The sequence below is a fragment of the Acaryochloris marina MBIC11017 genome (assembly GCF_000018105.1).
Classification (GTDB): domain Bacteria; phylum Cyanobacteriota; class Cyanobacteriia; order Thermosynechococcales; family Thermosynechococcaceae; genus Acaryochloris; species Acaryochloris marina.
Map to the genome: position 1 here is coordinate 790,451 of NC_009925.1, position 26,993 is coordinate 817,443.

At 46.8% G+C, this 26,993-nt stretch carries 20 protein-coding genes; 9 read left to right on the forward strand and 11 right to left on the reverse strand.

The features are described from left to right. The first annotated feature begins 104 nt into the window (after positions 1 to 104). Positions 105 to 1,004 carry a hypothetical protein gene (locus tag AM1_RS03615; protein ID WP_012161438.1) on the forward strand — a complete coding sequence of 300 codons (900 nt, stop codon included), beginning with the start codon at positions 105 to 107 and terminating at the stop codon, positions 1,002 to 1,004. Between the two features lie 262 nt (positions 1,005 to 1,266). Further along, positions 1,267 to 2,886 carry an IS5-like element ISAcma17 family transposase gene (locus AM1_RS03620; protein ID WP_012161439.1) on the forward strand — a complete coding sequence of 540 codons (1,620 nt, stop codon included), beginning with the start codon at positions 1,267 to 1,269 and terminating at the stop codon, positions 2,884 to 2,886. Between the two features lie 377 nt (positions 2,887 to 3,263). On the opposite strand, the gene AM1_RS03625 is transcribed toward AM1_RS03620, so the two are convergent. The 6 genes from AM1_RS03625 to AM1_RS03645 all read right to left on the reverse strand — a co-directional run bounded on the left by AM1_RS03625 (position 3,264) and on the right by AM1_RS03645 (position 11,195). Next, positions 3,264 to 4,484, reverse strand: a complete 1,221-nt coding sequence (locus tag AM1_RS03625) for a cytochrome P450 (protein ID WP_238549158.1) — start codon at positions 4,482 to 4,484, stop codon at positions 3,264 to 3,266. A gap of 230 nt (positions 4,485 to 4,714) precedes the next feature. Then, the gene (locus AM1_RS03630) at positions 4,715 to 6,733 is read right to left on the reverse strand and encodes a lipoxygenase family protein (RefSeq protein WP_012161442.1); all 2,019 of its coding nucleotides are present in this window, start codon (positions 6,731 to 6,733) and stop codon (positions 4,715 to 4,717) included. A 638-nt stretch (positions 6,734 to 7,371) separates the two neighbouring features. Continuing rightward, positions 7,372 to 8,877 (reverse strand): glycoside hydrolase family protein, encoded by a 1,506-nt coding sequence (locus AM1_RS03635; protein WP_012161443.1) that lies wholly within the window; start codon positions 8,875 to 8,877, stop codon positions 7,372 to 7,374. Then, complete coding sequence (locus AM1_RS03640; RefSeq protein WP_012161444.1) at positions 8,877 to 9,245, reverse strand: hypothetical protein; 369 nt, start codon at positions 9,243 to 9,245, stop codon at positions 8,877 to 8,879. The genes AM1_RS03635 and AM1_RS03640 overlap by 1 nt, the downstream gene beginning before the upstream one ends. 156 nt (positions 9,246 to 9,401) lie before the next feature. Further along, the gene (locus tag AM1_RS40825) at positions 9,402 to 9,731 is read right to left on the reverse strand and encodes a hypothetical protein (protein ID WP_148215669.1); all 330 of its coding nucleotides are present in this window, start codon (positions 9,729 to 9,731) and stop codon (positions 9,402 to 9,404) included. 252 nt (positions 9,732 to 9,983) lie between these two features. Continuing rightward, entirely contained in the window at positions 9,984 to 11,195 is a 1,212-nt protein-coding gene (locus AM1_RS03645) for a TetR/AcrR family transcriptional regulator (RefSeq protein WP_010479239.1), read from the reverse strand. Between the two features lie 162 nt (positions 11,196 to 11,357). Between AM1_RS03645 and AM1_RS03650 the strand changes: the two genes are divergently transcribed. After that, on the forward strand, positions 11,358 to 12,215 hold the full coding sequence (locus AM1_RS03650; protein ID WP_012161445.1) for an acyl-CoA desaturase: 858 nt from the start codon (positions 11,358 to 11,360) through the stop codon (positions 12,213 to 12,215). A gap of 76 nt (positions 12,216 to 12,291) precedes the next feature. Here the strand turns inward: AM1_RS03650 and grxC are convergent, their stop codons facing one another. Both grxC and AM1_RS03660 read right to left on the reverse strand, forming a co-directional pair. Next, positions 12,292 to 12,609 (reverse strand): glutaredoxin 3, encoded by a 318-nt coding sequence (gene grxC / locus AM1_RS03655; RefSeq protein ID WP_010479234.1) that lies wholly within the window; start codon positions 12,607 to 12,609, stop codon positions 12,292 to 12,294. Positions 12,610 to 12,648: 39 nt separating this feature from the next. After that, positions 12,649 to 13,956, reverse strand: coding sequence for a pentapeptide repeat-containing protein (locus tag AM1_RS03660; protein ID WP_041658947.1), 1,308 nt, complete (start codon positions 13,954 to 13,956; stop codon positions 12,649 to 12,651). Positions 13,957 to 14,211: 255 nt separating this feature from the next. On the opposite strand from AM1_RS03660, the gene AM1_RS03665 reads away from it, so the two are divergent. The 3 genes from AM1_RS03665 to AM1_RS03675 all read left to right on the forward strand — a co-directional run bounded on the left by AM1_RS03665 (position 14,212) and on the right by AM1_RS03675 (position 17,004). Next, complete coding sequence (locus AM1_RS03665) at positions 14,212 to 15,576, forward strand: cytochrome P450 (RefSeq protein WP_012161447.1); 1,365 nt, start codon at positions 14,212 to 14,214, stop codon at positions 15,574 to 15,576. Positions 15,577 to 15,637: 61 nt separating this feature from the next. Beyond that, on the forward strand, positions 15,638 to 16,336 hold the full coding sequence (locus AM1_RS03670; protein WP_012161448.1) for a J domain-containing protein: 699 nt from the start codon (positions 15,638 to 15,640) through the stop codon (positions 16,334 to 16,336). Between the two features lie 431 nt (positions 16,337 to 16,767). Further along, the gene (locus tag AM1_RS03675) at positions 16,768 to 17,004 is read left to right on the forward strand and encodes a hypothetical protein (protein WP_012161450.1); all 237 of its coding nucleotides are present in this window, start codon (positions 16,768 to 16,770) and stop codon (positions 17,002 to 17,004) included. Positions 17,005 to 17,021: 17 nt separating this feature from the next. On the opposite strand, the gene AM1_RS03680 is transcribed toward AM1_RS03675, so the two are convergent. From AM1_RS03680 to AM1_RS03690, 3 genes are all read right to left on the reverse strand, one after another. Beyond that, on the reverse strand, positions 17,022 to 17,402 hold the full coding sequence (locus AM1_RS03680) for a response regulator (RefSeq protein ID WP_012161451.1): 381 nt from the start codon (positions 17,400 to 17,402) through the stop codon (positions 17,022 to 17,024). A 36-nt stretch (positions 17,403 to 17,438) separates the two neighbouring features. Next, positions 17,439 to 19,583 (reverse strand): PAS domain S-box protein, encoded by a 2,145-nt coding sequence (locus tag AM1_RS03685; RefSeq protein ID WP_012161452.1) that lies wholly within the window; start codon positions 19,581 to 19,583, stop codon positions 17,439 to 17,441. Between the two features lie 122 nt (positions 19,584 to 19,705). Further along, positions 19,706 to 20,836, reverse strand: coding sequence for a cob(I)yrinic acid a,c-diamide adenosyltransferase (locus tag AM1_RS03690; protein ID WP_010479221.1), 1,131 nt, complete (start codon positions 20,834 to 20,836; stop codon positions 19,706 to 19,708). A 786-nt stretch (positions 20,837 to 21,622) separates the two neighbouring features. Here AM1_RS03690 and AM1_RS03695 point away from each other — a divergent pair. The 3 genes from AM1_RS03695 (at position 21,623) to AM1_RS03705 (ending at position 26,980) form a co-directional block, all read left to right on the forward strand. Next, the gene (locus AM1_RS03695) at positions 21,623 to 25,081 is read left to right on the forward strand and encodes an adenylate/guanylate cyclase domain-containing protein (RefSeq protein ID WP_012161454.1); all 3,459 of its coding nucleotides are present in this window, start codon (positions 21,623 to 21,625) and stop codon (positions 25,079 to 25,081) included. 9 nt (positions 25,082 to 25,090) lie between these two features. Then, on the forward strand, positions 25,091 to 25,975 hold the full coding sequence (locus AM1_RS37470; protein ID WP_012161455.1) for a DUF3237 domain-containing protein: 885 nt from the start codon (positions 25,091 to 25,093) through the stop codon (positions 25,973 to 25,975). Positions 25,976 to 26,101: 126 nt separating this feature from the next. Beyond that, a complete protein-coding gene (locus AM1_RS03705; protein ID WP_012161456.1) occupies positions 26,102 to 26,980 on the forward strand; it encodes an encapsulin in 879 nt (292 codons plus the stop codon). Positions 26,981 to 26,993 lie beyond the last annotated feature (13 nt).

Genomic DNA, 26,993 nt, shown 5'->3' on the forward strand with positions numbered 1-26,993 from the left:
TTTGATAATTAATTTGGAAATATTAACGATTTAGGCCTTCATCTTATGATTAAGTCAGTGAAATTCTTTGAGGTTTAGTCTAGTGACCATCTAGAGGCTCATAAATGGAAATTACACTCGACCAGAAAACGACATGGCACCTAGGTGGAGAGGCTCATGTACTTCATCTCTTAAGGTTAGTTGCCCAAATCAATGATGAAAATTGGTCTGCTGTCAGCGTTGTGCTTGAATGTGCCCCTGTTATCGCTGCGAGAGGTGAAGAACTGAGCTGGTTTCACAACCGCCTGGAGAGTCGCCTTGATTGGCAAAATCGGCCATTTCTGGAAGATCTGCCTGTTCGGATGGAGATTGCATTGAGGCCCGAGTACTATCCTCGCTTGCCTTGTCCAAGTTCTGATGCAGTGCAACGTCTCACTGACCTATTTGTAATTGAGCCACCCCCTTCTCCTGAACTATTCGATGATGCGGTCTGGAATGCGATACAGCTCTGGCAAGAGTACCCTATCGATCCATCGATTGGTGGTGGTACGATGCGGGTTGGCTATCGAACAGCGTTTTCTATGTTCACTGACGAGGTTGATCGACTTCGTCGCCGGGGCCCAGTCTCTCGTATTATCGTCGATGCGTTGATTGAGTCTGGTATTCCGATCTCTTGGATTGAGGAGGATCCGGTTTTTACTGTTACGCTCTATGCTGAAGACCGTGGCTATCTCTGTCGAATTCGTCCCAACGAGTCTTCTTCTGGGATAACTGTCAGTGTGGAATGGATAGAGCAGCTCTCTGATGCTGGGGTCGCAAAACTTTCATCACATATTGCTGTAGCTGATACTGACCTCGTTTTCGGTTCCTTGACTCTAGTCGATGGGCGAATTCGCCTTGATAACCTAACCCTATTAGGGCCGTCTATTACGGAGGAAACGATTATCGAAACTTTGCGTGCTGCAGTATCAGCTCTCAATAGCAAGGTCAATGAGTGGTCAGAGTTAGATCTCACGGCGGGTTAACCCAAGGAATCTGTCAAGACCGGTTAGCGGCTGTTTGAAGCGGCTGCAGGACAGACCACTGAGATCCGGGACCGGGCCATTCTCTATTAGGGTTCATGCCGGGATAGAGAAATTTTTTCTCACAGAATAGCTGTGAACTATATTTAGGGCTTGCTTCGGAAGTCTAAGTTCCAATATTTGCAGTGTATCCAAGTGTTGAGGGCCCTTGAGAAGTGCAAGGAAAATCATTCAAAATATTTAAAACCCTTGCACCTGCAACCCGATGTATCGCCGTCCATCCCCCGGTCAACTGTCCTTTGAGAACTTCTACTTGCCCTTTGGAGGGAAACTTTCAGGAGAGAATCGCTGGGTCAAACTAGCCGAGTTGATTCCTTGGGAGAGCTTTGAGTCAGAATATGCAGACCAATTCAGTCAGACCATGGGGGCACCTGCCAAACCCTTTCGTGTGGCCTTAGGGACCTTAATCATCAAAGAGAAACTGGGTATATCCGACGCAGAGACCGTAGAACAGATTCGAGAGAACCCCTACTTGCAGTACTTTCTGGGGTTTAGTGAATATCGAGAGAGTGCTCCGTTTGATGCCTCCATGCTGGTTCACTTTCGCCAACGGTTGAATCTAGAGCTGCTAGCTCAAGTCAATGACGCAGTCGTGGACTCTGTGCTGGCATCCGAGGGGTCTCCTGTGGCGATGTCCCCTGAGTCATCTCCTCCCTCTGACGATGATGAAGATGAGCCTCCTGCCCCTCCCAACCAGGGCCAATTGTTGATAGATGCGACCTGTGCACCAGCCGATATTCGCTATCCGACAGACTTGGATTTGCTCAATGATGCCCGCAAAGCAAGCGAAGCCATCCTCGATGCTTTATATGCTCAAGTCATGCTGTCCCTCAAGTGCAAACCTCGCACCTACCGCCAGAAGGCCCGCAAAGCCTATCTGGCCATTGCCAAAAAACGTCAACCGAGCCGCAAGCTGATTCGTAAAGGGATTCGTCAGCAGTTGGGCTATGTGCGTCGCAATCTAGCCCATATTGATGGGTTGATAACATTGGGGGCTTCCCTATCCCAATTGTCCCGGCGGCAGTACCGTCTGTTGCTGGTGATTCATGAAGTCTTTCGACAGCAAGAATGGATGTATCAACAGTCAGTACGTCGAGTGGACGACCGGATTGTCAGTATGAGTCAGCCTCATGTCCGACCGATGGTCCGAGGCAAAGCTGGAACACCCGTTGAGTTTGGAGCCAAGCTATCCCTCAGTTGTGTGCGTGGATGTGTGTTTCTGGAGCGCTTGAGTTGGGATGCGTTCAATGAATCCCAGCATCTTCAACATCAAGTGGAAGCCTTTCGTCGTCGCTTTGGCCATTATCCTTTCTCAGTCCATGCTGACCAAATCTATCGGACTCGGGCTAATCGACGATGGTGTAAAGCTCGGGGGATTCGCTTGAGTGGACCGCCGTTAGGAAGACCTCAACAAGACCCACAAGTACAGACCCAACTCAAGCAACAAGCGTGTGAGGATGAAAAGGTGAGGGTCCAGATTGAGGGTAAGTTTGGGCAGGCCAAGCGACGGTTTGGCTTGAATCGAGTGATGGCGAAGTTAGCGGATACGGCTGCCAGTGCGATTGCTATCACGTTCTTGGTCATGAATCTGGAGCGGTGGCTCAGCCACTTTTTATCGTTCATTTTTGGGGTGGGATTGCTGGTTTTGGAAAGCGTTATGGAGCTGTCAGGACTTCCTTGGGGCTTTGCTAGGGCCAGTCAAAGGATATGGCTCTGGCCGTCACAAATGGGTTGCTTGTACGATTTGATGCATGGAATTTGCTCAATTTACTTTCTCAGCAAACCCTATTTAGCAGTACTTTTCAGACTTCGAATTTACAAGTAATTGATAGTCCATTCTTTTGGGGGAATGAATATCCATAAGGGTTCCCCGGCCAAATAAAATTACAGCATTTGAATATGGGAAAGTCAGTGTCACTCGTATTGGCATGATGGCCATTTGCAAGTGTGAAATTTAGTTTTTAACTAGGTTCTAGCGATTTGATCATAGATAGCCCCCCGGCCATTATGAGCCCTAAGCTGAGCAAGATAACGAGAAGAGGGGGGCATCAGAGACTATTCTTGAATTATGCAAACCAGGAGTGCAGGCGACCATTAGAATCGCTGAAAACAGTGGAACTCAATGGTCAATGGCAACAGCTCTGATTTCTGCAAACCGCTGCGGAGTATGAAAACCCAGAACAATTTACAGATGGGATATTATTAACTCTTAACTGTTTTGCATTGCAATGCGACCAGTAAATCAGAGCCCATTTTTTCTGCAATACTACGCCCTGGGCACTCACGCCGCTTCGCTTCACCTACTGAGTTAAAGCTGAGTGCTGCCAATAGGTTGTCTCGATGAGGATTGAAGTCTAAGGGGTTCTCAAAGACCGTACTGTCTAGATTAGCCAACCCGATGTTTGCGGAGAACAGCGTACCCTTGGGAAACTTACGTTTTCGGCCATTGATGGTCACCTCTGTTTCTGTCTGGGCAATGGTATTGATGTTATTCACTGGCGAGTGTCGACGAGCTGTTTCTAAAACTACTCGCAACACTTCATGACGATTATCTACATCGATCTCCAGATCGCGTGGAACCTTGGCTATTAAGGACCGGAGTAAACTCTCACTACCTAGACATCCTGCAATTGCGATCGCTTCCAGTAGCAAAGTACTCAGTTCTGTTCGACTTAAATCATTTTCAGTGGTTGGAACATACCTACTCATAACAGGAGAGTTCTCAATCAGGTTAAGGGCGATCCCTTCTAATCGTTTAACTTCCTGCAACTTATTAGCAGATGGGGCTAAAGGTTTCACCCTTGAGATCAGCAATGATTCCTTTGGTTTTGAGGAGAAGAATAGCGTTTTTAGAGATGATAGTTGCTGTGGAGAAAGTTTGACTTCTAATAGCACTAACATGATGTATTGGATGACAGTGCGTTGAATGTCATCGCTAATGTCATCTAAAGCCGGAGGATTTCCATGTTGATTAGCAATGGTGGCTAACTGATTCAACAGATCTTTAGCTTCTTGGGACTCAGTATTATCAAAGGCTGGTTTAAAAACGACCTCTAAAACGGCTGATCTTGCTTTTTTATGAGTAGTATCACCCTTTACTTCTTTATCAGACAGAAAAAGCAAAAAATTCTTAGAGAATCGATCAGGAATGCAGCGAAAACGGCCAATATAAGGTTCTCTTTGTTGGGGCTCTGCAATGATTTTTGCAGCAAGATTATATTCACCCACAATAATTCTGCCTAAAGCCGCAAAGTTCTGGCCAAAAAGCTGTTGTCTTTTACCTAAAAATTCTTGAGGAGTAACAATACTATAACTAATAACATCCACTACATAGAAAAACCTCATAAGCATTGTAGTTAGGATGTTAGGGTGCCGCAATAGACAAATTTGGATACGGTTTGAGAAACGAATTAATAAACTCATAGCTGCCCCATTAATTTATCAACAGAATTGCAAAACATGGTAGTCCTAGAGAAGTAATGACAGGAGAGGAACATCCTTTATGGCTAGAACTTCTAGGATTCAAACTCTTGAAAAGAGCTTAGCGAAAGGAACAAATTCTGGATAAGCCATTTTGGGAAATGGCCTGATTGGTCGGCGTTACCCTTTTTTGGCCAGATCTGAACAAAGCCCTTGATTGGAGAAAGTCAAACTCAGATGTTAATACTCTGAGGGATTTTATTAGGATGTAGGAAATCATAAAAGGTTGGGCGAACACTGTTCCGTTCATCAATGATGATGCCAATGGCATCTAACTGTTGCTGAAATGCTTTGAGTAGAGGTTGCACCCTAGTATCCGTAAAGTGCTCTTCTCCATATTCCCCTAATAGGGTGTAGTAAAGAGAACCCAACAAATAGGTCATATCCATCTGGGTCTCTGCCTGTTTCAGGGAAGGAAGAAGGTTGAAATAGTCTTGAGTGGTTGCCTTTGTTGACTTTGGCGCGGGTCGATATCCCGCTAAAGGCAAGTTGGGGATATAGGTCATATAAGTCGATTGGGAGAAGTTCACGGCTGCATGTTGGGCACTCCCTGTAAAAATAATGAGCGTCACCATATCTGCCAAGTAAGCTTTAGTGCGCAAGCTAGGTTGCTCCTGATCCGATGCGGTTTCCCCAATTTCTGTCATGCGCCCTCCGTCTTGAGCGACCATTTCTGCTAACCAAGCTTGGAGTTCGGTGTCCTCTACCACATCCTGATCGCTGAGGTAATACAAGTCTAGATAGCTCTCAACCCAATCGTGAATCGCATTCCAAACGAGTAGTGCATCATCTCGATAGGGATAGTCAGGAAGCTGATCCACATTATCGACCCCCCGTCTGGAGAGTGTGGCGGGTAGCATCGAATCATTAAAACCGTAGGGGAACCCTTGTACGGCTTTAACGCTGAGCTCTTTAGAAGATTCAATAGTGCCAGACATCACTGAATCCACGGTACCTCCATCATTAACAAGGCCAGAAATGGCTGCATTATTAATAAACAATGTTCCTTCAAAATGAGGACGCAATAAGGCGCTGAGGGGATGATTAGGGGCCAGTTGACGATAGGTAGCCACTACAATGGGCTCGATCAATAAGTGGGTCCGACCGAGATGAGAAATGAGCTCATGGTAATTGCCATCAGCGATTTGAACGATGGTTTTTGCCATCAGCCAAGCCCATTGCTCGGACTGGGGGCTACCCTCAGGGGGTGGAGTGAAAATAGGATTATCAGAGCCTGGCTGCTGCTGGCACTGAATGGCTACGGCTGTGAGGGAGCCGCTTCCTTCCGCAGGTACTGCAAACAGGGCGAGGGGAGCATAGACATATTTTTGAGCATCCGGAAAAGTGCCCGGTTCTAATAGGTTCAACACTGCATAATCAGTGATATAAAGTCGCCCCTCTGCTCCAGCCTTTTGGAGAGAATCAGCAGTTCCCATCACGGCCTGATATTGATCGTTAGTGACAGGGAAGTGGTCTGGTAATCTCTTGCATTGTTCTAGAACTAAAGGGTTCGCTCCCGCAACTCGCTGGGCGACAAAGGCTCGATCTGTCCAGAACTGTTGGCTAATACAAGGCAAATAAATAATCTGAAACAGATCGTTATAGGCTTGAAAGAGTTGGCTGTAGTCTGACAAACTGTCTTGGGCTTGCTTAGCCTGCATAGCTAAAGCTTGATGGTCGAGCTTCTGCTGCTCTTGAGCATGGTCTCGGGGATCTTTGACCTCAGAGATTAATGTTTCCAGTAACGGCTGGTGGATATCGTTCACTTTGGCCGAGGGGGTTTGGGAACTGTTTTGCTCAATGGAGGGTGGTTTGCCATCTTGCAAGCGTTGAACCAACCGAATAATTGGCAGAACTTTGGCTAACAAAAACTTCAAAAAGCCAGCACGTTTAGGGTTATTCAAGAAACGGGTGACACGGGTAAGCCAGGCAAATCGGCGGAGTTTTCGGACAGAACCTGTTTCATTAACGTCTTGTAAAGCTTGGTTAGCATCTATTCTCAGCAGCAGAGATAAGGCATCTTGAAGCCAAGGAAATTTGCCAAGGGATTGATCTTGTGGGGGCACTTTCTCGGCCATTGCCCCGCCATTAGGGAGGTAAGTGTAGTTATAGCGATAGTCTCGACGAGCAGCCACTAAAGCCGTTTGCCGTTGAACAGGATTGGAATCATTTTGAGGTAGAGAGATATTCATAAGACCAAATGTGACTAACAACAGCGTGAGGGGAAAAGGTTTAGGGGAAAACGATGAAAGCTACTTCAAAAAGGTAGAAACTAAAAAAAAATGGCGAAAAGTAATTAATTTCTTCTGATTTTGTCCATTACTGGGGTGTATCCAGTTTTTATAGGAGATGCATGGGCAGTAGGAGAGTGAATTCAGGTAATTGTGATTCTCTACAGCAGGAATGTAAATAGGTAGATAAGGGGACCGTCTACCACAGAACTAAGCGTACTTTTACTGCACTAAAAATGGCGTGATCTATATCAAAGTTTCCCTGAATAATTTTCTAATTTATTGACTTTATAATTCTGGAGGTAACTGACCAAGAAAATTATTAGGAGTGGTTATATAAGTTGATTAAAGTTGCAATATTAATTTCTACATTTTTCCTTTCCTGTTATTAAGCAGCCTGGAATATTTCTGCGATTTCACTAACACCGCTGATGAATTTTTTTCTTTTTTCAGATAGAGACACGAATTCTGCGATATGACTGCGAGATCTCAAAACGTGACTCACCTCATCTACGGCTTTGCAGAAAAGGCACTTCCGGGGGTTAGTACTCCACTGGATATTGTCTGGTGGAGTACTAACCCGTACTCTTGCCTCTTGACTACTGATAGACACTGACAAAGAGGGTTGCACCGGGTTGATCATACAAAGGCACCACTTTGTCTCTTAAATCTTGGTTATGCATTCTAATGCAGCCTAGGGTGGAGAAAAGAGCTTGCTTTGGTGCCCAAGCTCCTGGCCATCCGCAACCGCTGCCGCCGCCGTGGAGCATAATGCCTGCCCGACCCAGGTTGGCTTCTTGGTTTTCGAGTTCAACTAAATCGAGACTATACCAGCCATAAGACATGCGATCGCGGGTATAGGCAGAACTTTCACCCGCTTGCTCATAGTCGCGATAAATTTGCCCACATTTGTAAAGACCGGCGGGGGTATCCCCATGACGGCCAAAGTAATTGTCCTCAAACTGACCACGACAGAGACAGGTCAATTCCCACATTAGCGTGCCGCTATAGTCGTAACACTTGATCTTGCCAACGGCATCATTGGCCACCAGATGGTAGTCTCCGGGCTTAAAGCCATGGGCATCCGGATGGGACTTGGGACCTTTCATCCCTGCAATAATATTGGCTTGGCGAGGACCAGCCGATGGGGTGGGTTGCGAGACGGTTATCGTTGGTTCAAAACCTACTACCCTCGGTGGGTTTGTTTTGAGTCGCTGTTCAATGGGTTCGCAATCCTGGGCCGTTTGAATTTCCTGGGCAGCGGCGGCACAGGCGGTGGTCGGTGCTTCGCCACACCAGACTTTGGCCTCGGCATATCGACGGCGACCCAGCCCCACTTCCACATTTTCGCTGGGGTTGCGATACATCATCAGGGTGCCGGGAACCGCCTGCCAATCTTTGTCTTTTAAGTTGCGGGTGATGGTTCTATGGTTCGGTGATCCATAAAAATCAGCACCATTGTTATAGGCAAAGCTGGTCAGTGCGGCTCGTTGTAGATCAGTCATGTCGTCCCAATAAGGGATGGTCGATTGCAGCTTGAGCCAAAAATCTTTGTGGCAAATATAGTCGTACAGGTCATCTGCTTCAGCTTGGGTGATGATATCTCCCATTTGGATGGCTGACCCATTTTTATAGTAGGTACTGCCCCAACCGATGGTGACGGGTAAGCCCCCACTGCCAGCCCTTGGATCCGGGTAAGCTTGGATTCGCCCGTCCGGTAATTTCCGTTGACAGCCTTCGTAAAAGTGGTTGAGTTGGGCTACTTCCGGCGGTAATAACGGAGCAGAGGGAGTCTCTGGTTGAGAGGGAGTAGAAGCTGGAGCCAGGGCAGAAACGGGCTGCTGTTCCCATGCATCTTCTGGAATATCCCATGAGATGGGATTGATATACCGTTTGACACCCGTTTCAATGGTTGGGTAATGGTCATGCCAGGTATAAGGCCCCGCCAAGATAATCTCAGCCAACTGTGAATTGACAGTAGACACTTTGATAACGCCTAAGATTCCCCCCTCATAGACTTTTGCGAGTTGATTTAATTTTTGAAGGTGGGGTTGGTGTGGTAGGGGTGCCAGGAGTGTATTCTTTTTCGCTGTGATAAATGGCATTACCAGCCCTCCTGTAAAACGGCGGTTAATTCTTTCTCAGGGGTTTGGACCTTGATCACTTTGGATGTAGTTGAGACCATCTCGGTGGAAGGCACCGTTACAGTTGGAGATGCTGCTACTGTTGTTGGAACCGCTGAATTCAATACAGGCTTCTCGTCACGCTCGGAGAATTTTTGCAAGCCCTTCATACCTGCACCGCCAATGGTTAAGGCCCCGGTGAGGATGTAAAGGTTTTCGGAAAAGGTCTTCCCTCGCCATTCACCAGCGGCCAAAGTAATGGCGAGACCCAATCCCACTAATACTGATGCAGTGGTCTGCAGTCTGCCTGAGGATCGCTTACCTTTAGCATCTTGTAATATCCCGGTCATACATAATCTCCTTGAATAGCGATAGATGGTGTTGTGTTTTGCTGCAATCCTCTGATTTGTGCAGATATCCCTAAGACTCAAGACACGTATCGTTAGCCGATCTGGTGAAAGCTATTCGATACTTCAAATCAGTCTTCAAATTCTTGTGGCATTAGTCTATTTCCAAGAGAAATAGTGAATTAGCCCTAAGGATTGATTTGAGCTGATTTCTATCTGAATTAGAGCACCCGTTTTAGGGGTATTCAGTGATATATGATGATTTTCAAGGTGATTGTGAGCACATTTTGTGTGTTCACTGTGGTTGAGACTGTAACCGTCTGGAGCAGACCTATTAACTAAAATTGCTCTGATGTACGGCTGCACACTGAAAAATGGTACAGCCGATAGTTGATGCAAGGCTCCGTGGGCGCTGTCTTGATCGCGATCAAGAGCTTCTTTTCCGGGTTGATAAAGGCAGGGTATATCGAGGGTAACCAGTGCAGCCATCAGTATTCCGGTTACGCCAGAAACGGAATGGAAGAACCTGGCATTGTTTCAGGTGGAAGCATTATTTGAAGCGGTTTCAGGCTAGGCCACTGAGATCCTGGACCGGGCCATTCTCTGTTTGATGATCTATGCAGGGGTAAGGGCTGAGGAAATCTCTCTTTTAGGCAATCTGCGGCAGGAGGGGTGGCTGTCCATCGACCGAACACGGCATTGCTGATGCCCCCTCAGAGAGTCTGTAGGTAGCCACCCAGCTCAATCTTTGCTGGATGGCTTCTGATCTAGACGCGTTGCTTGTTCTAAAGCCGCTTTTTCTTTGGCTCGTTGGTCATAGGGGTGGAGCTGTTCTAACGTCCACCCCGTCAATAAGCTCAAATTATCGAGGGTCACTCCCCGCATCAGCATATCGATGCACCAAGTTTGTTGGGCCTGTTCCAGATGGGGAGGGTGACCTGCTAAGGTGGTCATCCCTTCCGTCCAGCTTTTCCACCGATCAGCCAGTGTTGTCGGCGTCAGGGGCTGTTGCTGATCATCCACAAACATTGTAGGTTCATCATCTTTGCGAGATTTTAGCCATTTGGTCAGGGGATTGGAAGTATAGGAGCCAACACGTTTCCCCATGACCCACTGATTGACGGCTACCTGGCGGCTGGCCTGGATTTGCAGCAGATGCTGTTGATTATTGCTGATCTGTTGCGATCGCAATAACCCGATCACTTCGGGTGATGATAAACCTGCCCCAAATAAAACATAGGCCAGAGCATGATCTTGGGTACTCTGTTTCTTGGCTTGTCGGAGAATAAGATGAACGGTTTCCGCAGGCAAATCAGCCACGGTTGTGGGCTGTGGGGGAGAATCTCTGAAAGTGTCACTTGCAATACTGCCAAACAGGATCATCTGCACCGCATGCTCTAAAAAGTCGTCTTGGTGATGCCATAGCTGATGGTATTCACTGGTGAATTCGATAACGGCATACCCGAGCAGCAAGCATTCCAATAAGCTTGCCAGTTTTTCCGTTGAGAACTGGGGGGTTAACTGCCGCTCAGCCATAAAGGATTCTAGATACTGAGCCATATATTGGGTGATTTCTGTCATCCGCTTTCCCAAGGCCAGTCGATTGTCGGCGGGGTATTGGTTGGCTTCTCCTACTAGAGATCGAATTAAATCAGGCACTTGCTCTAATGCATGCAAGCAATAACTTGCATATTCTTGAAAGGCTTGCTCCGTTGATGCAGCGGACTGATTTTGACGGTTCAGGGCCTGTCCCAGGCTCTGAAAAGCCGTTGACTCTTCTAAGACCCCCAATAAAAGGCCATGTTTACTGCCGAAATGCCGAAACAGCGTCACTTCGTTCACTTCGGCGGCTTCAGCAATTTGGCGGGTGGTCGTTCCACTAATTCCTTGAGTAATAAAGAGCTGAAGAGCCGACTGAATCAAGCGTTGGCGAGTTGATGACTGAGAAGACATAGATAATATGCAAGTATTACTTGCAAGACTTAGGGATGGGTGTTAGCATGACAGCATGCAAGTGATGCTTGCACTATTACTTTACCCAGTATTCAAACAAAAAGCGAGGCCCACCTCTGCAGATATGGGCTAGCGTTGTTCATCTTTTTTCATAGGACTGTTATGACTACCAACCCTGTCGTCACTGCCTCCGCAGGCAGACCTGCCCTGAGCTGGATCAATGTTGGCTTTTTTGGTGCATTTCACCTACTAGCTATCAGCTTAGCCCCCCATTATTTCTCATGGTCAGCCCTAGGGGTCGCCCTATTCTTACATTGGCTGCTAGGAGGGATTGGCATCTGCTTGGGGTATCATCGTCTCCTCAGTCACCGGAGTTTCCGCGTGCCCAAGGTATTGGAATATGCGATCGCAACCCTAGGTTCCCTCGCTATACAGGGTGGTCCTATCTTCTGGGTGAGTGGTCACCGTCAACACCATGCTCATACCGAGCATGTCAACGATGATCCCTACTCTGCCCAGCGAGGCTTTTGGTGGAGTCATATTCTCTGGATTTTTTATCCTCGTCCTGAATATTTTGATGCCAAACATTACCGCAAAAATGCCCCCGACTTGGCCCGCCAACCCTTTTATCGTTGGTTAGATCGAAATTTCCTGATGCTCCAAATCCCCTTGGCTGCTGTGCTATATGCCTTAGGGGGATGGTCCTTCGTGGTCTACGGTATTTTTGTCCGGGCCGTCATTCTTTGGCATTCCACCTGGCTAGTGAATTCTGCCTCTCATATGTGGGGATATCGCACCTTTGAATCCGATGATGGCGCTCAAAACCTGTGGTGGGTTTCTCTATTGACTTATGGTGAAGGCTGGCATAACAACCATCACTCCTATCCTCATGTGGCCAAGTCTGGTTACCGTTGGTGGGAGATCGATTTGACCTGGTGGGCCATTTGTGCCCTCAAGCAAATGGGATTGGCCAAGAAAATTGTGACGTACCCTAAATCCCTTCAGTATGTGAGGAAGTAGCAGTTTCAAAAGAAGCTTTTCGAACTCCCAGAGCCGGCTCTGGGAGTTCTTCTATAGGTCCAGATAGATCCAGACTCTAACTCGCAGCAGGTTGAGAGAGTAGGTCGTCTAGCTGGCCCATCGTGTCCATCTGATACAAGTCATCACAGCCACCAATATGCTGATTATTGATAAAGATTTGAGGAACGGATCTGCGGTTATTGGCCCGTTCAGCCATTTTGGCCCGTGCAGCCTCATCTCCATCAATCTTGTATTCGGTGTATTTCACCCCTTTCCAAGACAACAATAATTTGGCTCGAATACAAAACGGACAAGTTTGCCAAGTATAGATTTCGGTGTTGGCCTTGACTCGCTCAGGATGGCGTCCCAAAAGGTTGTTTAAGAAATTTGGCATGGGAAATTCCTAATTGGCAACAGGTAAGAACTTACTATTTTATTGTGACGTAACCGATTGATCTGCGAGAGTGATTGAAGCACAATCTCGATTGGCATCTAGTTCAAGATGGTCAGGTAATTTAGTCCGGCACAGTTTGCACTCTTCTAACTGATCGACTTCTAGAAAAATAGCCCCCCGTAGATCAGCCCCACTCAGATCAGCCTCTCGAAATTGAGTACGTTGGAAAGAAACCTCCCGGAGATTGGCATCGGTAAAATCTGCTCCCTCCAGATTGGCATCACTCAAATCAGCCCCTGTGAAATTGGCTTCACTTAAATCCGTATCCGCAAGCTGTGCCCCGATAAGCTTCGCCGTCCGAAGGTTAGCACCCACTAATTTTGCGTGACTCAGATTGGCATCACTAAGATAAACACCAATTAAATCTGCACTATTCAGATTGGCCCCCAGGAGATTCGCACTACCCAGATACGCCCCCCGCAGATTGGCTCCCGTCAAATCGGCATTTTGAAAATTGGCACTATTCAGATTGGTCCCCAACAAATTGGCACTGCTGAGATTGGCCTGGGTCAAATCCGCCTCACTCAGATTGGCACTTAAGAGATCCGCATTACGAAGATTGGCTTCCCGTAGGTCTGCCTCCCGGAGATTGGTTCCAATCAGGTAAGTCCCTTGGAAGTTAGCACCCTGAAAATTCCCTTGAATTAAGTTGGCTTGAATCAAATAGGCATCTTGAAAGTCCAAGGAACTCGTTTCGAATTGACCATGGCATCGGGCAATCACGGTCAGGGCAGCTTGAATATCCGTGGGTACTCTCAAGGTATTGACTTCATTAGACCCCAACTGTCGGGTATCTCCCACTCTGGTGCTATGTTCTCGGATATAAGCCGTTAGAATTTCCAACACAATCGCTTGTTGTTCAGAAGAATCACTAGCGATTTGTTCCAGAAGATATATTCCCCCCAATCGCACTTCTATCTTGTCTTTGGCCGCCAACAACTCCACTGCTTTGCGGAAATCATGAATATTGTGCCTTCGATTTTGTCTGTGGTAATTTTGCCAAGAGAAGTATGTCCCCAAGCCCCCCAACAATCCTAGGATTACTAGCAGCAAGGTATCCCGCTGTTTTCCTTCCAGTTGTGCACGCCGATAAGTCTCTTCTCGTTCCAGTTGCAGTTGATCCGTTATGGGTAATTGTTGCAGACGATTCTGATCTAAGACAGGAAGTTGGTTAACCTGCCACTGGGGCACCAACCATAGAAGCAGGATTAAACAAACGCCTGCTGAAGCTGCATTGAACAGCATTCTCTGAGTCAGATGATTTTGGGGAGAGGTATACCGAGTCACCTTACGTCTCACCGTCTTAACAGTAGGCTACTTGCTTAGAAATAAGCTGAAGGAATTATTTTAGTTACGCTTCAGGTGTTAACCATTCCTACAGGGATTACCTGCCTCTTGGGATCTAGTGTAGCGGTAGACGTCTGTGTTCTATCGATGACTGCCTCACAGATTCTGGTGCAGCCTCATACAGAGGTACGTTACACTGCCGATGAGTGCACCTCTCTACAGCACTGTTTCCCTAAGCTGGTTAAGACAAGATTGATGCAAACGATAGCAGCTCAACCCTCCACTCACAAATTACCCGAGGGTCCCTCTTCTTCTGGATTGTGGCAAATGTTGCAATGGATTGGACGGCCCCTTGGGTTTATGGAAGCCTGTCGGCAACGGTATGGGGATTTATTTACCTTACAGTTGGGGCAATTGGGCCAAATTGTTTTTTGTAGCAATCCCGTCGGCATTGAAGAGATTCTGACGGCAGATCCTAAAAAGATGGATGCAGGTTGCAATAACTCTGTATTGTTGCCTTTGCTCGGTAATGCATCCGTCATCCTCTTAGATGGCGAATCCCATCAACGACAGCGACAGCTTTTGATGCCCCCATTTCACGGAGAACGGATGCGGGCCTATGGCTCATCCATCACTCAGATTACGAAAGATATTGCTTCACCTTGGCAAGTCAACCACCCCTTTGACGTGCGAGAGGCCATGCAGGCTATTTCCCTCAATGTCATCGTCAAAACGGTGTTTGGCGTGTCGAACCCTGAACGATACCAAGCTTTGCAGGCACTATTGCCTCAATTTCTGGACTTAACCGGATCACCGGCTGGTGCGAGTTTGCTGTTTCTACGAGGATTACAGAAGGATTGGGGGGCTTGGAGTCCTTGGGGGCGGTTTCTACGGGTGAGATCGCAACTCGATCACCTCCTCTATCAGCAGATGGACGAACATCGAAGTCAATCCGAAATGGGATCAGACATCCTCTCCCTCATGCTGGCGGCCACAGATGAAGTGGGCAATCCCATGACCGATATAGAGCTGCGAGATGAGTTAGTTACCCTGCTGCTAGCAGGGCACGAGACCACCGCTTCAGCATTGACCTGGGCATTGTATTGGATTCATTTCCTCCCAGATGTGAAGGAAAAACTGATCGCGGAATTAGCCACTGCTGACCTCAATGACGCCAAAAGCATCCAGCGTTTACCCTACCTGAATGCAGTGTGCTCTGAAACCTTGAGGATTTATCCGATCGCCCCGATCACCTCTCCTCGAACAACGAGAATGCCCCTATCCCTAATGGGACATAACCTTCCCGTCGGAACCACTGTAGCCCCCTGTATCTATCTCACCCATCGCAGTCCTGAACTCTATCCGAATCCTCAAGCCTTTCAGCCAGAGCGCTTCCTGGAACGTCAATTTTCCCCCTACGAATATCTGCCATTTGGGGGTAGCAATCGCCGTTGTTTGGGGATGACCTTCGCCCTATTCGAGATGAAACTGGTCCTCTCGACACTCCTGACTGGCTATCAATTCCAGCTAGAGCAGCCTCAACCCTTAAAACCCGTGCGTAGAGGAGTGACCTTAGCACCGCCCTCTCACTTCAGAATGATCTTGACCCAGCGACGTTAAGGGAACATAAAGTCCTGCTGTTGCCATTCTCAACCTCTTTGAGCTTCAGTACAATGACCTCATGTCTGGTCATAATCACTACCAAACCCTAGAAGTCGATCCAGCTGCAACGCCAGCTGAGATCAAATCTGCCTATCGGCGTCTGGCTAAGTTATTTCACCCCGATAGCCATCATCAGATGGCGAATCATGAGCGCATTGCTCAGGTGAATGAAGCTTACGAAGTTTTAAAAGATCCCCATCGACGGTTGGCCTATGACCAACATCGCCGTACGGCTCCCACCAAAGGTTCATGGGGAAATGCACAGGCTGGCGCTACCCGCAGTCAAGCCTACCAAAAACCAACCCAAACTGCCCGCACAACAGAGATCCATCTCCAGCAATGGTTAAAGCAGGTGTACACACCTGTCAATCGGCACCTGGCTAATATTCTTAACCCCCTAGCCGATGAAATCCAATGTTTATCTGCCGATCCCTATGACGATGATTTAATGGCAGATTTTCAGGATTACTTAGCCGATTGCCGGACTTGCCTAGAAAAGGCTCAAACGATCTTCCAATCTTTCCCGAATCCCGGCAATATTGCCAGTGTTGCTGCCCATTTATACTACTGTCTCAACCATATTGAGGACGGTATCGAAGATCTGGAACGGTTTACCTACTGCTACGACGATAGTTACCTCACTACAGGACGAGAATTGTTCCGCATCTCCAAAAAATTACGAAATGAAGCTCAAGATGCAATCAAAGCCGTGTTTTAGGTTGAATGAACCTGCAATTCTGCCTGACTTGGTCCTGTTCCAAGAAAAATCGACGCCATTTTGTATGGAGGGGAATCAATTCAGTGGCTTTGAGTCATTTCAATGGCTACAAGCTGTTCATAGATGAGGCGAGGGGATTGGGCTCAATTTTTATCTTGGGTGGTTGAAGTGAGGAAATTTAATGAGTGTAGTTTGACTGTGATCAGTTCATAATCAAGATTCGACTAAATCTCGGATAAGCCCAGACTCTACAGAGCTTACAAGGATTTATCAACTCAATCAGCATTTATATTTCGCTAAGCTTGCACATGAAAGTCAATTGGTTTCATGAGTATTATGTAACTTTTATTTCATCTTCCGACAGATCCCTCTCACCTCAAAATTTCTCATGTAACCTGATAAATATAAAGAGAATCTTAAAGGCCGGATTCATGTCTCCTGAAGCAATCCGTAAGTTTTGGTCATTAATTGAAGAGACACAAACCAATATCTTATTGACCCTGGACAATGATGCTTTAGTGATCTGGTTGTCTCGGCAGCTTCGCCGAGAAGAATTCCTCAAACGGGTCGATACTCGCGATTTGAACGCCTATATCAGTGAAAGACTCCCTTTAATTCGGGATTTAGCCCAGGAAAGACTTGCGTATCAGTCCCATTCCTCTGGTTAGCTCTTTATCTATAAAAGCTACAGCACCCACCCCAATACCTGGGCAATTTGACTCGCTAGCGTTAGGGAATTAAAAGGCTTTGTAATCACCCCAGCAACCCCTAAGCTTTGAAATTGCTGTTGTTCTGCGGCTTGAGCTTTTGCCGTGAGTAAAATAACCGGAATGCTACGGGTTAAAGGGCCTTGCTGTAGCTGTTTGAAGGTTTCTATTCCATCCAGCATCGGCATCATCACATCTAACAAAATAGCGTCAGGTTGCTCCTGGCCAGCAATGGCGATTCCTTCAGCCCCTGAATTCGCGGTGATGACTTGCCAGTCAGCTTCCATCTTTAAACTGAGGCTAGCTACAGCTTGAATCGCTTGCTCATCATCAATAATCAGGATGCGTTTTTCTGCCATAGATTGGGTCTAGGTATAGGGGATGGAAACCAACGATTAACTGACCTCAGCTTTTTCCACTAACCAACAGGACATGGGTAAGGCCACAAAAAAGCAGCTGCCTTGGCCCAAAACACTTTCGGCCCAGATTTTGCCACCATGTTGTTCTACAATTTTGCGGCAGATGGCTAAGCCCAGACCAGTACCACCTTTTTCCCGAGCATCTGAAGCATCGACTTGTTGAAAGCGCTCAAAAACGCTTTCCAGTTTATCAGCCGGAATGCCTTGGCCCTGGTCAATCACTTGAAACCACAGTTCAGTATGTTTAATCGTGATGGGAAAGGGGGTGTCATGACTCTCTGGTGGAGAGGAGCTATCTTTGGCTCGTCGCTCTTCAATCCGAAGTTCAGCTGCTAACTCAACCGTTCCACCGGGCTGGGAAAACTTAATGGCATTGCTGATCAAATTAGTTAGGGTTTGCACCATGTAATCTGGATTGGCCCAAACCATGGTTAAGAGCGGCGTGCTTTTTAAGGTGACCTGATGGTGGTAGGCCATACTCCGCATCGCGTCTGTAGCATGGGTCATTAAGTCTGCCGCATCGCAGAGGTGCTTACTAATCTTGGCTTGCCCCGATTCGATCCGTTGTAAGTCCAGAACATCACTGACTAGACGAACGAGACGATCGGTATTTTGATCGGCAATATCGAGCATTTGTTGGCCATCATCCGATAAATCCCCGAGTTGGCCTGTGGCTAGGAGCTTGATCGATCCGTGAATTGAAGTCAAAGGCGTTCGTAACTCGTGGCTCACCACGGAAATAAATTCGTCTTTGATCCGTTCTAAGGCTTTGCGATCGCTAATGTCCCGTTGCACCACCAAAATCGATGTTTTTCCCAGGGGGTCTTTAACCACTTTGAAAGAGCAATCCACGGTCAAAATCTTGCCATTTTTGCCCATAAACTCCAGCTCTTGCCGATGGCTCCCCTGGGCAAGTAAATCTCCAAATTGCTGCTGGCAGAGCACCTGAGATTTAGGGGCAAAGAGATTAATGAAAGGATGACCTTCTAGTTCGGATTTACGGTAGCCTGATCGTTCAATCACCACCGGGTTAACATGCTGAATCACCCCTTTGGTGTCTAAAACATAGATAAAATCGGGGGCAGCTTCAAATAAAGATCGAAATCGCTGCTCGCTTTCTTGCAAGGCGGCTGTCCGTTGCTCAACCCGCATCTCTAACTCTCGATTGAGCTGTTGTAAAGCAGCTTCGGCCTGCTGGCGAGCGCTTACATCCTGTGCCATGGAGAGGATCGACACCAAGTTGCCCTCTGCATCAAACAGGGCTGAGCTGTACCACTCGCAATCAATCAGATCGCCTGCTTTCGTATAGTTGCGGGTCAACCGCTCCATATCTGGATTGGCGTAATTGGGAAAGGGGTGTCCAGTCAGGTTCAGCACATGTTCTCGAAAGAGATGGAGATCGTCGGTATGAATAAACCAGTGATCTGGCCCTCGGCCGATGACTTCCTCTCCCGACCAACCAAAAATTCGTTCAGCCTGAGCCGACCAGCGCTGAATGCGGCAAGCATGATCCCATTCGATCACCGCTAGGGGAGAATTCTCCACATGAAATCTGAGCTGTTGATGGGCTTGATTCAAATCGGCCAAGAGTTTGGCCTGAGCTAGGGCAATTCCCGCTTGATCGGCAAGTTGTTTGAGCAAGTCCACTTCAAAGGCTTGCCATTCCCTTGGGGCTGAACATTGGTGAGCGATCAGCAACCCCCACAGCTGTCCCTGACTAATGATCGGGATAACCAGATTGGCCTTTACTTCAAATTGCCGTAGTAAATCAGCATGGCAAGGGGTAATCGGCGCTGTTTCGATATCGCTGATGGCCGAAACGCGCCCCTGTCGATAGGAATCGATAAAGCTGGTACCAAAACAGGTATCGACAATATTTTGGTTAATGGATTTTGACCAACCGGGCAACACTGCTTCTTGCACCACAGTTCCTGCCCCATCAGGATGAATTTGGAACATGACAACGCGATCAGCATCTAGGAGCTGGCGCACCTCAGTAACAGTGGTCTGCAGAATTTCGTGGAGATCCAGGGATTGCCTAATTTTGTAGGTAACATCCGCTAACAATTGCATCCGTTGGTTGTGCTTCTCTAAATTCATTGCGGATAACGGCAGACTCATGGATAAAAGGCTGTGATCTGTATTCGGATAGCAACTGTTTCAGTCTAGAAATAAGAATCTGCCCCCATCATAAAGGTCAAACGAGGGGTCTGGGCATCTATGAGCAAACTGCAACAGATTCGTTAAAAGTCTACACCGCGTTTGAGATCAACGCCCTTCTCGGCATAGTGTTTGTGGCAAACCATCTCGGAATGGGTGCTGGCTAACTCAAAATAGGCGGGAGGGTTTTGGCAGCGCCCGGTGATGATGATTTCGGTATCTCGGGGTTTACGTAAAAAAGCCTGCATAATCGGTTCTTCCGGCAGAAGTTCCAGATCCACGGTGGGATTCAGCTCATCGAGAATAATGGTCTTGTAAAGACCGGATGCGATCGCTGCTCGGGCAATCTCCCAGCCTCGCTCTGCTTCTACATAATCAATCTCTTGCTGTTGCCCCCGCCACACAATGGCATCGCGACCACAACGCTGATGATCCACCAGGTTGGGATAGCTTTGCTGCATGGCAGAAATGGCTGCATCTTCCGTATACCCAAGCCCACCTTTGAGCCACTGCATAATCAGAACCCGATGGGATTGGTCTTGGCTAATACCACGACCAATGGCCTGAAGTGCTTTACCGAGAGCACTCGTAGACTTACCTTTACCAGATCCGGTATAAATTTCAATCCCTTCAATCCCTTGGCGAGTCCCTTCATGGGAGTGGGGTTTCATCTCGGAATGGAGATCGGCAACATTAAGCAGGCCTTGGGGTGTCCCTCTCCCTGTGGAGATCACTTCTAAATGGTCAGGTTTTTTGCGGAGCGACTGAACTACGTCATTGATGTCTAGGAGTCCTAAATCTAGAACCGGATTCAGCTCATCTAGAACTACAACCGAGTAGAGACCGGATGCGATCGCACCTTTGGCAATATCCCATCCCCGTTGAGCTTCTTGGCGGTCAAACTTGGTGATATCGTCCGCCCCAAAGAACTCAGCCCTTCCTGTTCGCACTTGATCAATTAAGTGGGGAAAGGCACGCTGTAAGGCTTCAATGGCAGCATCTTCAGCATAGGGACGGCCAGGCCCCTTTAAAAACCGTAGTAGTAGAACACGGGTCGGGAATGCAGACGCAATGCCTAAACCAATTGAACGTAATACCACCCCCAAGGCCGCTTGTGATTTGCCTTTGCCGGCTCCATCATAAACGTGAATTTGGCCAACAATACGTTCTGAGCGATCTTGGGCTGTATTGATACCAATCCCATTTCTGGCCATAATTACTCTGTCTTTATCCTTTTAATCATTAAATGGGTAGATTGTAATTTAGGCATCCCCTATGGTGAGGGGCAAAATCTATCTTAAAGACTAAGTTCTCCCCTATGAGTCCCTGGAAGGATGTAGTTAATCGATTATGACCCAAAGTACTCTACCTGGTTCTTAGACTCTCTACATCTTAAAGGGATTGCTATCAATCTCCCAGAGAACCTGAATATACTCTGAGCGGCCTCAAAACGAAATCGGGAAATCAGCATTCTACAGCGCCCACCTTTCTTCAGCTCGTTAGTTTCTCTGTTTTTGGATAGGGATAGTTATGGCATTAGGGCTACACTTTGAAGCCTATCTATCCTTGATTTGAGCAAAAGGATTGAAAGAATGAATATCAAAAGTTAGTCGTTACAAATGGTTATACTAATCTGGGTATCCACAAGAGGTAGATGATATTAGAATATAGTGGCCCAGCATGTGGTTTATGTGGCATGAATACCAGCTAATTCACATAAGTAAATAGGCTGTCTAATATTAAAAATATCAATACCTTTAAGCAAGGTATCAGTTATTGAAAATCTCCTTCGATCTTTTTTACCTAAACCTCACTCTATCGTCCTCCCTGCATGACTTCTATGCTCTTCCTGTCGTGGGTGCGTTATGCTAGAGCATTGGGCAACCTAACGATGGTTAAAATCTCAATCTCTTTGGCTAGACACTAATCTCAACTTCGGAGAGATATTGTAACTTTTTGAGCCTGAATACTTTCTCTCCATAAGAGAGCCGTGACTTGAAATGAGTTTTGAAGAAATACTAGAACAAACAATTGAGATTTTGCATCGTCGAGGTCAAGTTTCTTATAGGGCGATTAAACGGCAATTTGATATTGATGATCAATATTTAGCAGACTTAAAATATGAAATTATTGATGTCCTCAAAATTGCTGTTGATCGCAATCAAGAAATACTGGTTGCTCAGACTATAGAAGCACATCAACTATCCTTACAAAAAAACTACTCCCACAAGCTGAAAACAAATATAAACACACCATCTGAAGATGGGTGGAGTCGGGAAACTGAACGGCGGCAATTAACCGTGATGTTTTGTGATTTGGTAGAGTCATCACCGCTAGCAGAAAGACTCGATCCTGAAGATCTGCGGGATGTATTTCTGGCCTATCAAGAACTCTGTGCTGAGGCAATTGCAAATGCTGAAGGGTACATTGCTCGGTACTTAGGGGATGGGGTTCTGATTTATTTTGGCTACCCTCGGGCTCATGAAGATGATGCTCGGAGAGCCGTTAGCAGTGGTCTACGGATATTAGAGTCCCTGCAAAAACTCAATCCCAAAATCATGAAAAAGTGGGGAGAGCGACTATCCGTTCGCATTGGCATTCACACTGGACTAGTGGTGATTGGCGAAATGGGGGTGAAAGATGCACCTGATCCCATGGCTATTGTGGGTGCAACTCCCAATATTGCGGCTCGCTTACAGTCCCTGGCTCAGCCCAATACCGTCGTCATTAGTGCTGCTACTCAACGCCTCGTGCAGGGGTTTTTTGAATGCCAGAAATTGGAACAACAAAAATTAAAGGGGATTTCAGATCCCATTGATATTTTTCAAGTTCTGAAGGAAAGCAAAGCCAAAAGTAGGTTCGCTGTTGCTGAAAAGTCGGGATTAACCCCTTTTGTTAATCGCATTACTGAAACAGCACTGCTATCTGAACGATGGCAGGAAGCCGTTACTGGCCATACCCATGCGGTCCTGTTGCAAGGGGAAGCAGGGATGGGGAAATCTAGGCTGGTTTGGGAGGTTAAAAAAAATGTTGCTCAAGCCCAAGACGTATGGCTCACTGAAATTCAAGGCTCACCCTACTATCGCAACAGTGCCTTCTATCCCATTACTGAATTTTTAAAGCAAACAACCTTTAACTTTTCTCAGGACGATACATCTGCTGAGAAATTGGCAAAAATTGAACAATTCATCGGCCAATGTTCGTTATCTCAAGGAGAATATGCCCCTTTATTTGCAAGTTTGTTGGCAGTTCCCTTTGAAGAACAGTATCCACCTTTAAACCTGACCCCTGAGCGGCAAAAACAAAAAACCATTGAGGCCATGACGGCAGTTTGTTTGGCGTTAGCGAAGCAACAGCCTGTCTTACTGGTGATTGAAGATCTACATTGGATGGACGCTTCGACCCTCGATGCCATTACTTATTTCTTAGAGCATATTCGCGATCACCGCCTCCTGATTTTATTAACCTGCCGCCCCGAATTTACGTCGCCTTGGCATACCTACCCCCACCTTCACGCTTTAAAGCTCAATAGCTTAGGGCAGAAAGAAATTCAGGTGATGGTTGAGGAAACGGCTCAGGAGAAATCCCTACCCCAGGCCCTTGTCCAACAAATTGTTCAGAAAACAGATGGCATCCCCCTATTTGTGGAGGAATTGACGAAAACGGTTTTAGAAGCTGATGTTGATGAAAGCCCTGTTTTAAACCGGTTCAGTGATGACAATGTTTCTTTGGCAATTCCGACGACGTTACATGACTCCTTGATTGAGCGTTTGGATCGTCTGTCTGTCGTGAAGGAAGTAGCCCAACTCGGCTCAACCTTAGGACGCGAATTTGACTATGAATTATTAGAAGAGGTGTCTCAGTGGAATCAAGCTACCCTCCGCAATGGTCTGAATCAACTGGTTGAATCAGGACTCCTTTACCAAGAAGGGTCTCCACCTTTTGCAAAATATCAATTCAAACATGCGCTGATTCAGGATGCGGCGTATCAATCATTAGTGAAAATACGTCGGCAGGGTTATCATCAGCGCATTGCCTACACCCTTGAGCGACGCAGAGATGACCAAGAATCCATTCGTCCAGAGCTGTTGGCCTATCACTTTACTGAAGCGGGGCTTCTGCATGCTGCTATCCAGTATTGGCTGCAGGCGGGTCAACGAGACTTAGGACAAGCCGCCAATTCGGAAGCGATCGCACATTTGATACGAGGGCTAGAATTACTGGAAGGGATCTCTGAAGGCACCGAGCGAGATCAATTGGAATTACAGATGCAGCTTGGCCTTGCTCCCGCTTATATGGCGATTAAAGGGTGGGCATCCGTAGAAGTAGAACAAACCTGTCTTCGGGCAAAAATACTTAGCTCAAAAACTGAGGACCCGCAAAGTCAATCTAAGGCGTTATGGGGACTATGGACTAATTATTTTCTCCGTGGCCAAATGGATGAAGCCCTGGAGGCTGCGGGAGAAGTTTGGCAGAAAGCTCAACTCGCAGATCAATCGATTATGTATGAGATGGCTTGCCATGCAGTGGGGTATACCCATTTTTACCGGGGTGAATATGTTGATGCTAGAAAGGTTGCCAATGAAGGGTTAGCCAGATTTGAGTTTGAAGCAGAGCAACATTTAGTATTTGAGACCCAACTTTCCTCCGCAGTATGTATACACATGTTTCTGGCAGGTAGCCTGTGGATGTTGGGCTATCCAGATGAGTTACCTAAACAGGTAGAAGCGGCAATGGAACTGGCCCAAAACCTGCATCACCTTCCCAATAAAGCTTATGCCTTAGGCGCTAGCTTGCATCAGTATCAACTGACTCGTCACTTGCCTTTAGTTGAAGATAAAGCAGCAGAATTGCTGGATATCTCCCGAGCAGAAGGGTTTCTCCTGTGGATTCCTGTGGCGATGCTCTTTCATGGATGGTCAATGGCTTGGCAAGGGAGAACTCAAGAGGGTCTGCAGGAAATGATCGAAGGGTTGGAGTTATTTAAGAACACTGGAACTTCAGTTATTTTTCCACAAGTTATGGGGATGTTAGCGGAGGTGTATTGGTTATCTGAGCGTTTTGAGGAAGCCTTTCAAGCCTTAGACGCAGGCATTCAGGAGGCGACTACTCGAAATGAGCATCATATGGAGCCAGAATTATATCGCTTGAAAGCTGAGTTTTTATGGCAACGATTCAGTCAAACTCAACCAAAACTCCAAGCTTCTGATGCCAATATCGTAGAAGACTGCTTCAAAGAAGCCATATCCCTTGCGCTTAAACAGAACGCAATTATGCTGGAGCTAAGAGCTGTTCTTAGCCTAGGTCGTTTTTGGCATTCCCAGGGGAACGTGGATGCAGCGCGGGAATGTACCTTCGAAATTTATAATCGGTTTACGGAAGGCTTGGGTACGCCTGACCTGAGTCAAGTCCGTATGTTTCTAGATGAAATAGAAAGCTCTGCCTCTTTAGAGGGATGATAGGTTTTCGTGGAAGTTTGCCATGATGGGTTAAAGCTTTGGTATGGAACGGAAGATGCTCCAGCATCTGAGAGCTTTGTAGCAGCTAGGCAGGGGATCTCCATTACAGTTGGGGTTTATCCACTACATTTAGCCAATAAGGTGACTGTCTATTATCGTTCAGATAAAAATAGACTGGTTCGATCCACTACCGGTGTACTTTGCCACTCTGACTATGTCACTGGAAAGCAATACTTCTCTGTTCATTTCCCATCCTTATTAGAACCCCAAAAAGTAGAGTATTTGGTAACCCTATCTTGTGCAGGACGGCAAGTTCCAAAGGTTGGTAATACACAGCAATTTTCATCCTCATTTATCATCAATGATTCGCCGTCATCATTGACTTCTCCCCAATCCACGCCAAAAACTCCACTCCATGAGTCGTTGCCGCATCATCGGTTCCCCTGTAGTTTAAATTACCTTGGGACTGTGCAAGTTCGGTTGCAGGAGCCTCCTGACATCATTGGAGAAACGCCTGAGGGCTTGAGGGTCAACTGGTCTATCAAGACAGGACAGGTGAATGGTCCGAAGCTCAATGCTATTTTTGGCTCACATGGGGGAGACCATATGACTATTCGTCATGATGGAGTTGGTATTGTAGGGGCTTACGCCACACTTCAAACGGTTGATGGAGCCCTGATTCAAACAAGATATTCAGGGGTTTTTGAACTAGGACAAAAGGGATATCAAAATTTTCTCAAGCAACAATGGCCCAATGCCCCTCCTCTGAGAGTAACGCCGCGTTTCTTAACAGAACATCCACAATATCAGTGGTTAAATCGGCTCCAATGTATTGGGATTGGAGAAGTGCAAATGTCAGATTTGCTCGTGATTTATGATTTGTATGCCCTCTAGTTTGTTGTAAACTTTTGGCATTTCTATTTTATTTTCGATCTGAATTTTCTGCATTGGGTTTTCTACTTATAACTGTGTTGTGCAAGCAGTTCGCTTATCTTTCGATATTTAGGATATTCAGCCCCTATGAACTCTCAAATTGACTGGACTTCTGAGCAGTGGAATCAGATACAACAGCTTGTTGCTGATGAGGTGAGTAAGGTTAGTGTTGCAGGATCATTCCTAGCTTGTTGTGGTCCACTAGAACAAAGTGCCACTGTGGTTCGCAGCCAAACACTACTTGAAGTTGAACCTGAAGGGGATTCCATACCTGAGAATCTAGTTCTAGAACCTATTAAAGTTGACGATATTGATACTCTTAGGCTTTGGACTTTGTCAGTTTACATTGAGCTGAAACAGCGTCAGCTAGCTGAAGAGAATTTAATTGGGGCAATTTCCGCATTTCGCCGAGCAGCTAACTTATTAGCACGTTCAGAAGATGCAATTATTTTCAATGGTCTACCGCAGGCTAACCCCACCAATCAACAATTAAAGGATGCTAGAAGCCCTATTCTATGTAGAGTGAAGGGTGGTCAACAAGCAGATGGGCTTGTAAATAGAGCGTCACGTGATCCAATTTCAGGTCCTTTAGGGGAGCGGCTTGTGATTAACATTGCGGATGCGATCTCAAACCTTGAATTAAGCGGGCATTTGGGACCGTTTGCTTGTATCCTAGGCCAAGGTGCGTTTGTTGAGGTAAACACACCAAATGGCTCTCTTGTGCTACCAAAAGACCGTATTGAACCTTTGTTAGGCACACAGCTCTTACGTTCCAGTACCTTACAAGATCATCAAGTTGTGGTCGTTTCCTTGGCGGGTGATCCCATCGATTTAGTCGTGGCCACCTCCCCCACCGTGCAATTTTTAAATGTCAGTAACGAAGCGAGATACCTGTTCCGAGTCTATGAGAAATTTGTCCTGAGAGTGAAGGAAGAGGGTGCCGTGAGTGCCTTTTCTTTGCCCTAAACCCAAATTTTGA

Coding starts and splice junctions, on each gene's coding strand:
- AM1_RS03615 (WP_012161438.1), top strand. CDS start 105: ATGGAAATTACACTCGACCAGAAAACGACATGGCACCTAGGTGGAGAG.
- AM1_RS03620 (WP_012161439.1), top strand. CDS start 1,267: ATGTATCGCCGTCCATCCCCCGGTCAACTGTCCTTTGAGAACTTCTAC.
- AM1_RS03625 (WP_238549158.1), bottom strand. CDS start 4,484: ATGAGTTTATTAATTCGTTTCTCAAACCGTATCCAAATTTGTCTATTG.
- AM1_RS03630 (WP_012161442.1), bottom strand. CDS start 6,733: ATGAATATCTCTCTACCTCAAAATGATTCCAATCCTGTTCAACGGCAA.
- AM1_RS03635 (WP_012161443.1), bottom strand. CDS start 8,877: ATGCCATTTATCACAGCGAAAAAGAATACACTCCTGGCACCCCTACCA.
- AM1_RS03640 (WP_012161444.1), bottom strand. CDS start 9,245: ATGACCGGGATATTACAAGATGCTAAAGGTAAGCGATCCTCAGGCAGA.
- AM1_RS40825 (WP_148215669.1), bottom strand. CDS start 9,731: ATGGCTGCACTGGTTACCCTCGATATACCCTGCCTTTATCAACCCGGA.
- AM1_RS03645 (WP_010479239.1), bottom strand. CDS start 11,195: ATGTCTTCTCAGTCATCAACTCGCCAACGCTTGATTCAGTCGGCTCTT.
- AM1_RS03650 (WP_012161445.1), top strand. CDS start 11,358: ATGACTACCAACCCTGTCGTCACTGCCTCCGCAGGCAGACCTGCCCTG.
- grxC (WP_010479234.1), bottom strand. CDS start 12,609: ATGCCAAATTTCTTAAACAACCTTTTGGGACGCCATCCTGAGCGAGTC.
- AM1_RS03665 (WP_012161447.1), top strand. CDS start 14,212: ATGCAAACGATAGCAGCTCAACCCTCCACTCACAAATTACCCGAGGGT.
- AM1_RS03670 (WP_012161448.1), top strand. CDS start 15,638: ATGTCTGGTCATAATCACTACCAAACCCTAGAAGTCGATCCAGCTGCA.
- AM1_RS03675 (WP_012161450.1), top strand. CDS start 16,768: ATGTCTCCTGAAGCAATCCGTAAGTTTTGGTCATTAATTGAAGAGACA.
- AM1_RS03680 (WP_012161451.1), bottom strand. CDS start 17,402: ATGGCAGAAAAACGCATCCTGATTATTGATGATGAGCAAGCGATTCAA.
- AM1_RS03685 (WP_012161452.1), bottom strand. CDS start 19,583: ATGAGTCTGCCGTTATCCGCAATGAATTTAGAGAAGCACAACCAACGG.
- AM1_RS03690 (WP_010479221.1), bottom strand. CDS start 20,836: ATGGCCAGAAATGGGATTGGTATCAATACAGCCCAAGATCGCTCAGAA.
- AM1_RS03695 (WP_012161454.1), top strand. CDS start 21,623: ATGAGTTTTGAAGAAATACTAGAACAAACAATTGAGATTTTGCATCGT.
- AM1_RS03705 (WP_012161456.1), top strand. CDS start 26,102: ATGAACTCTCAAATTGACTGGACTTCTGAGCAGTGGAATCAGATACAA.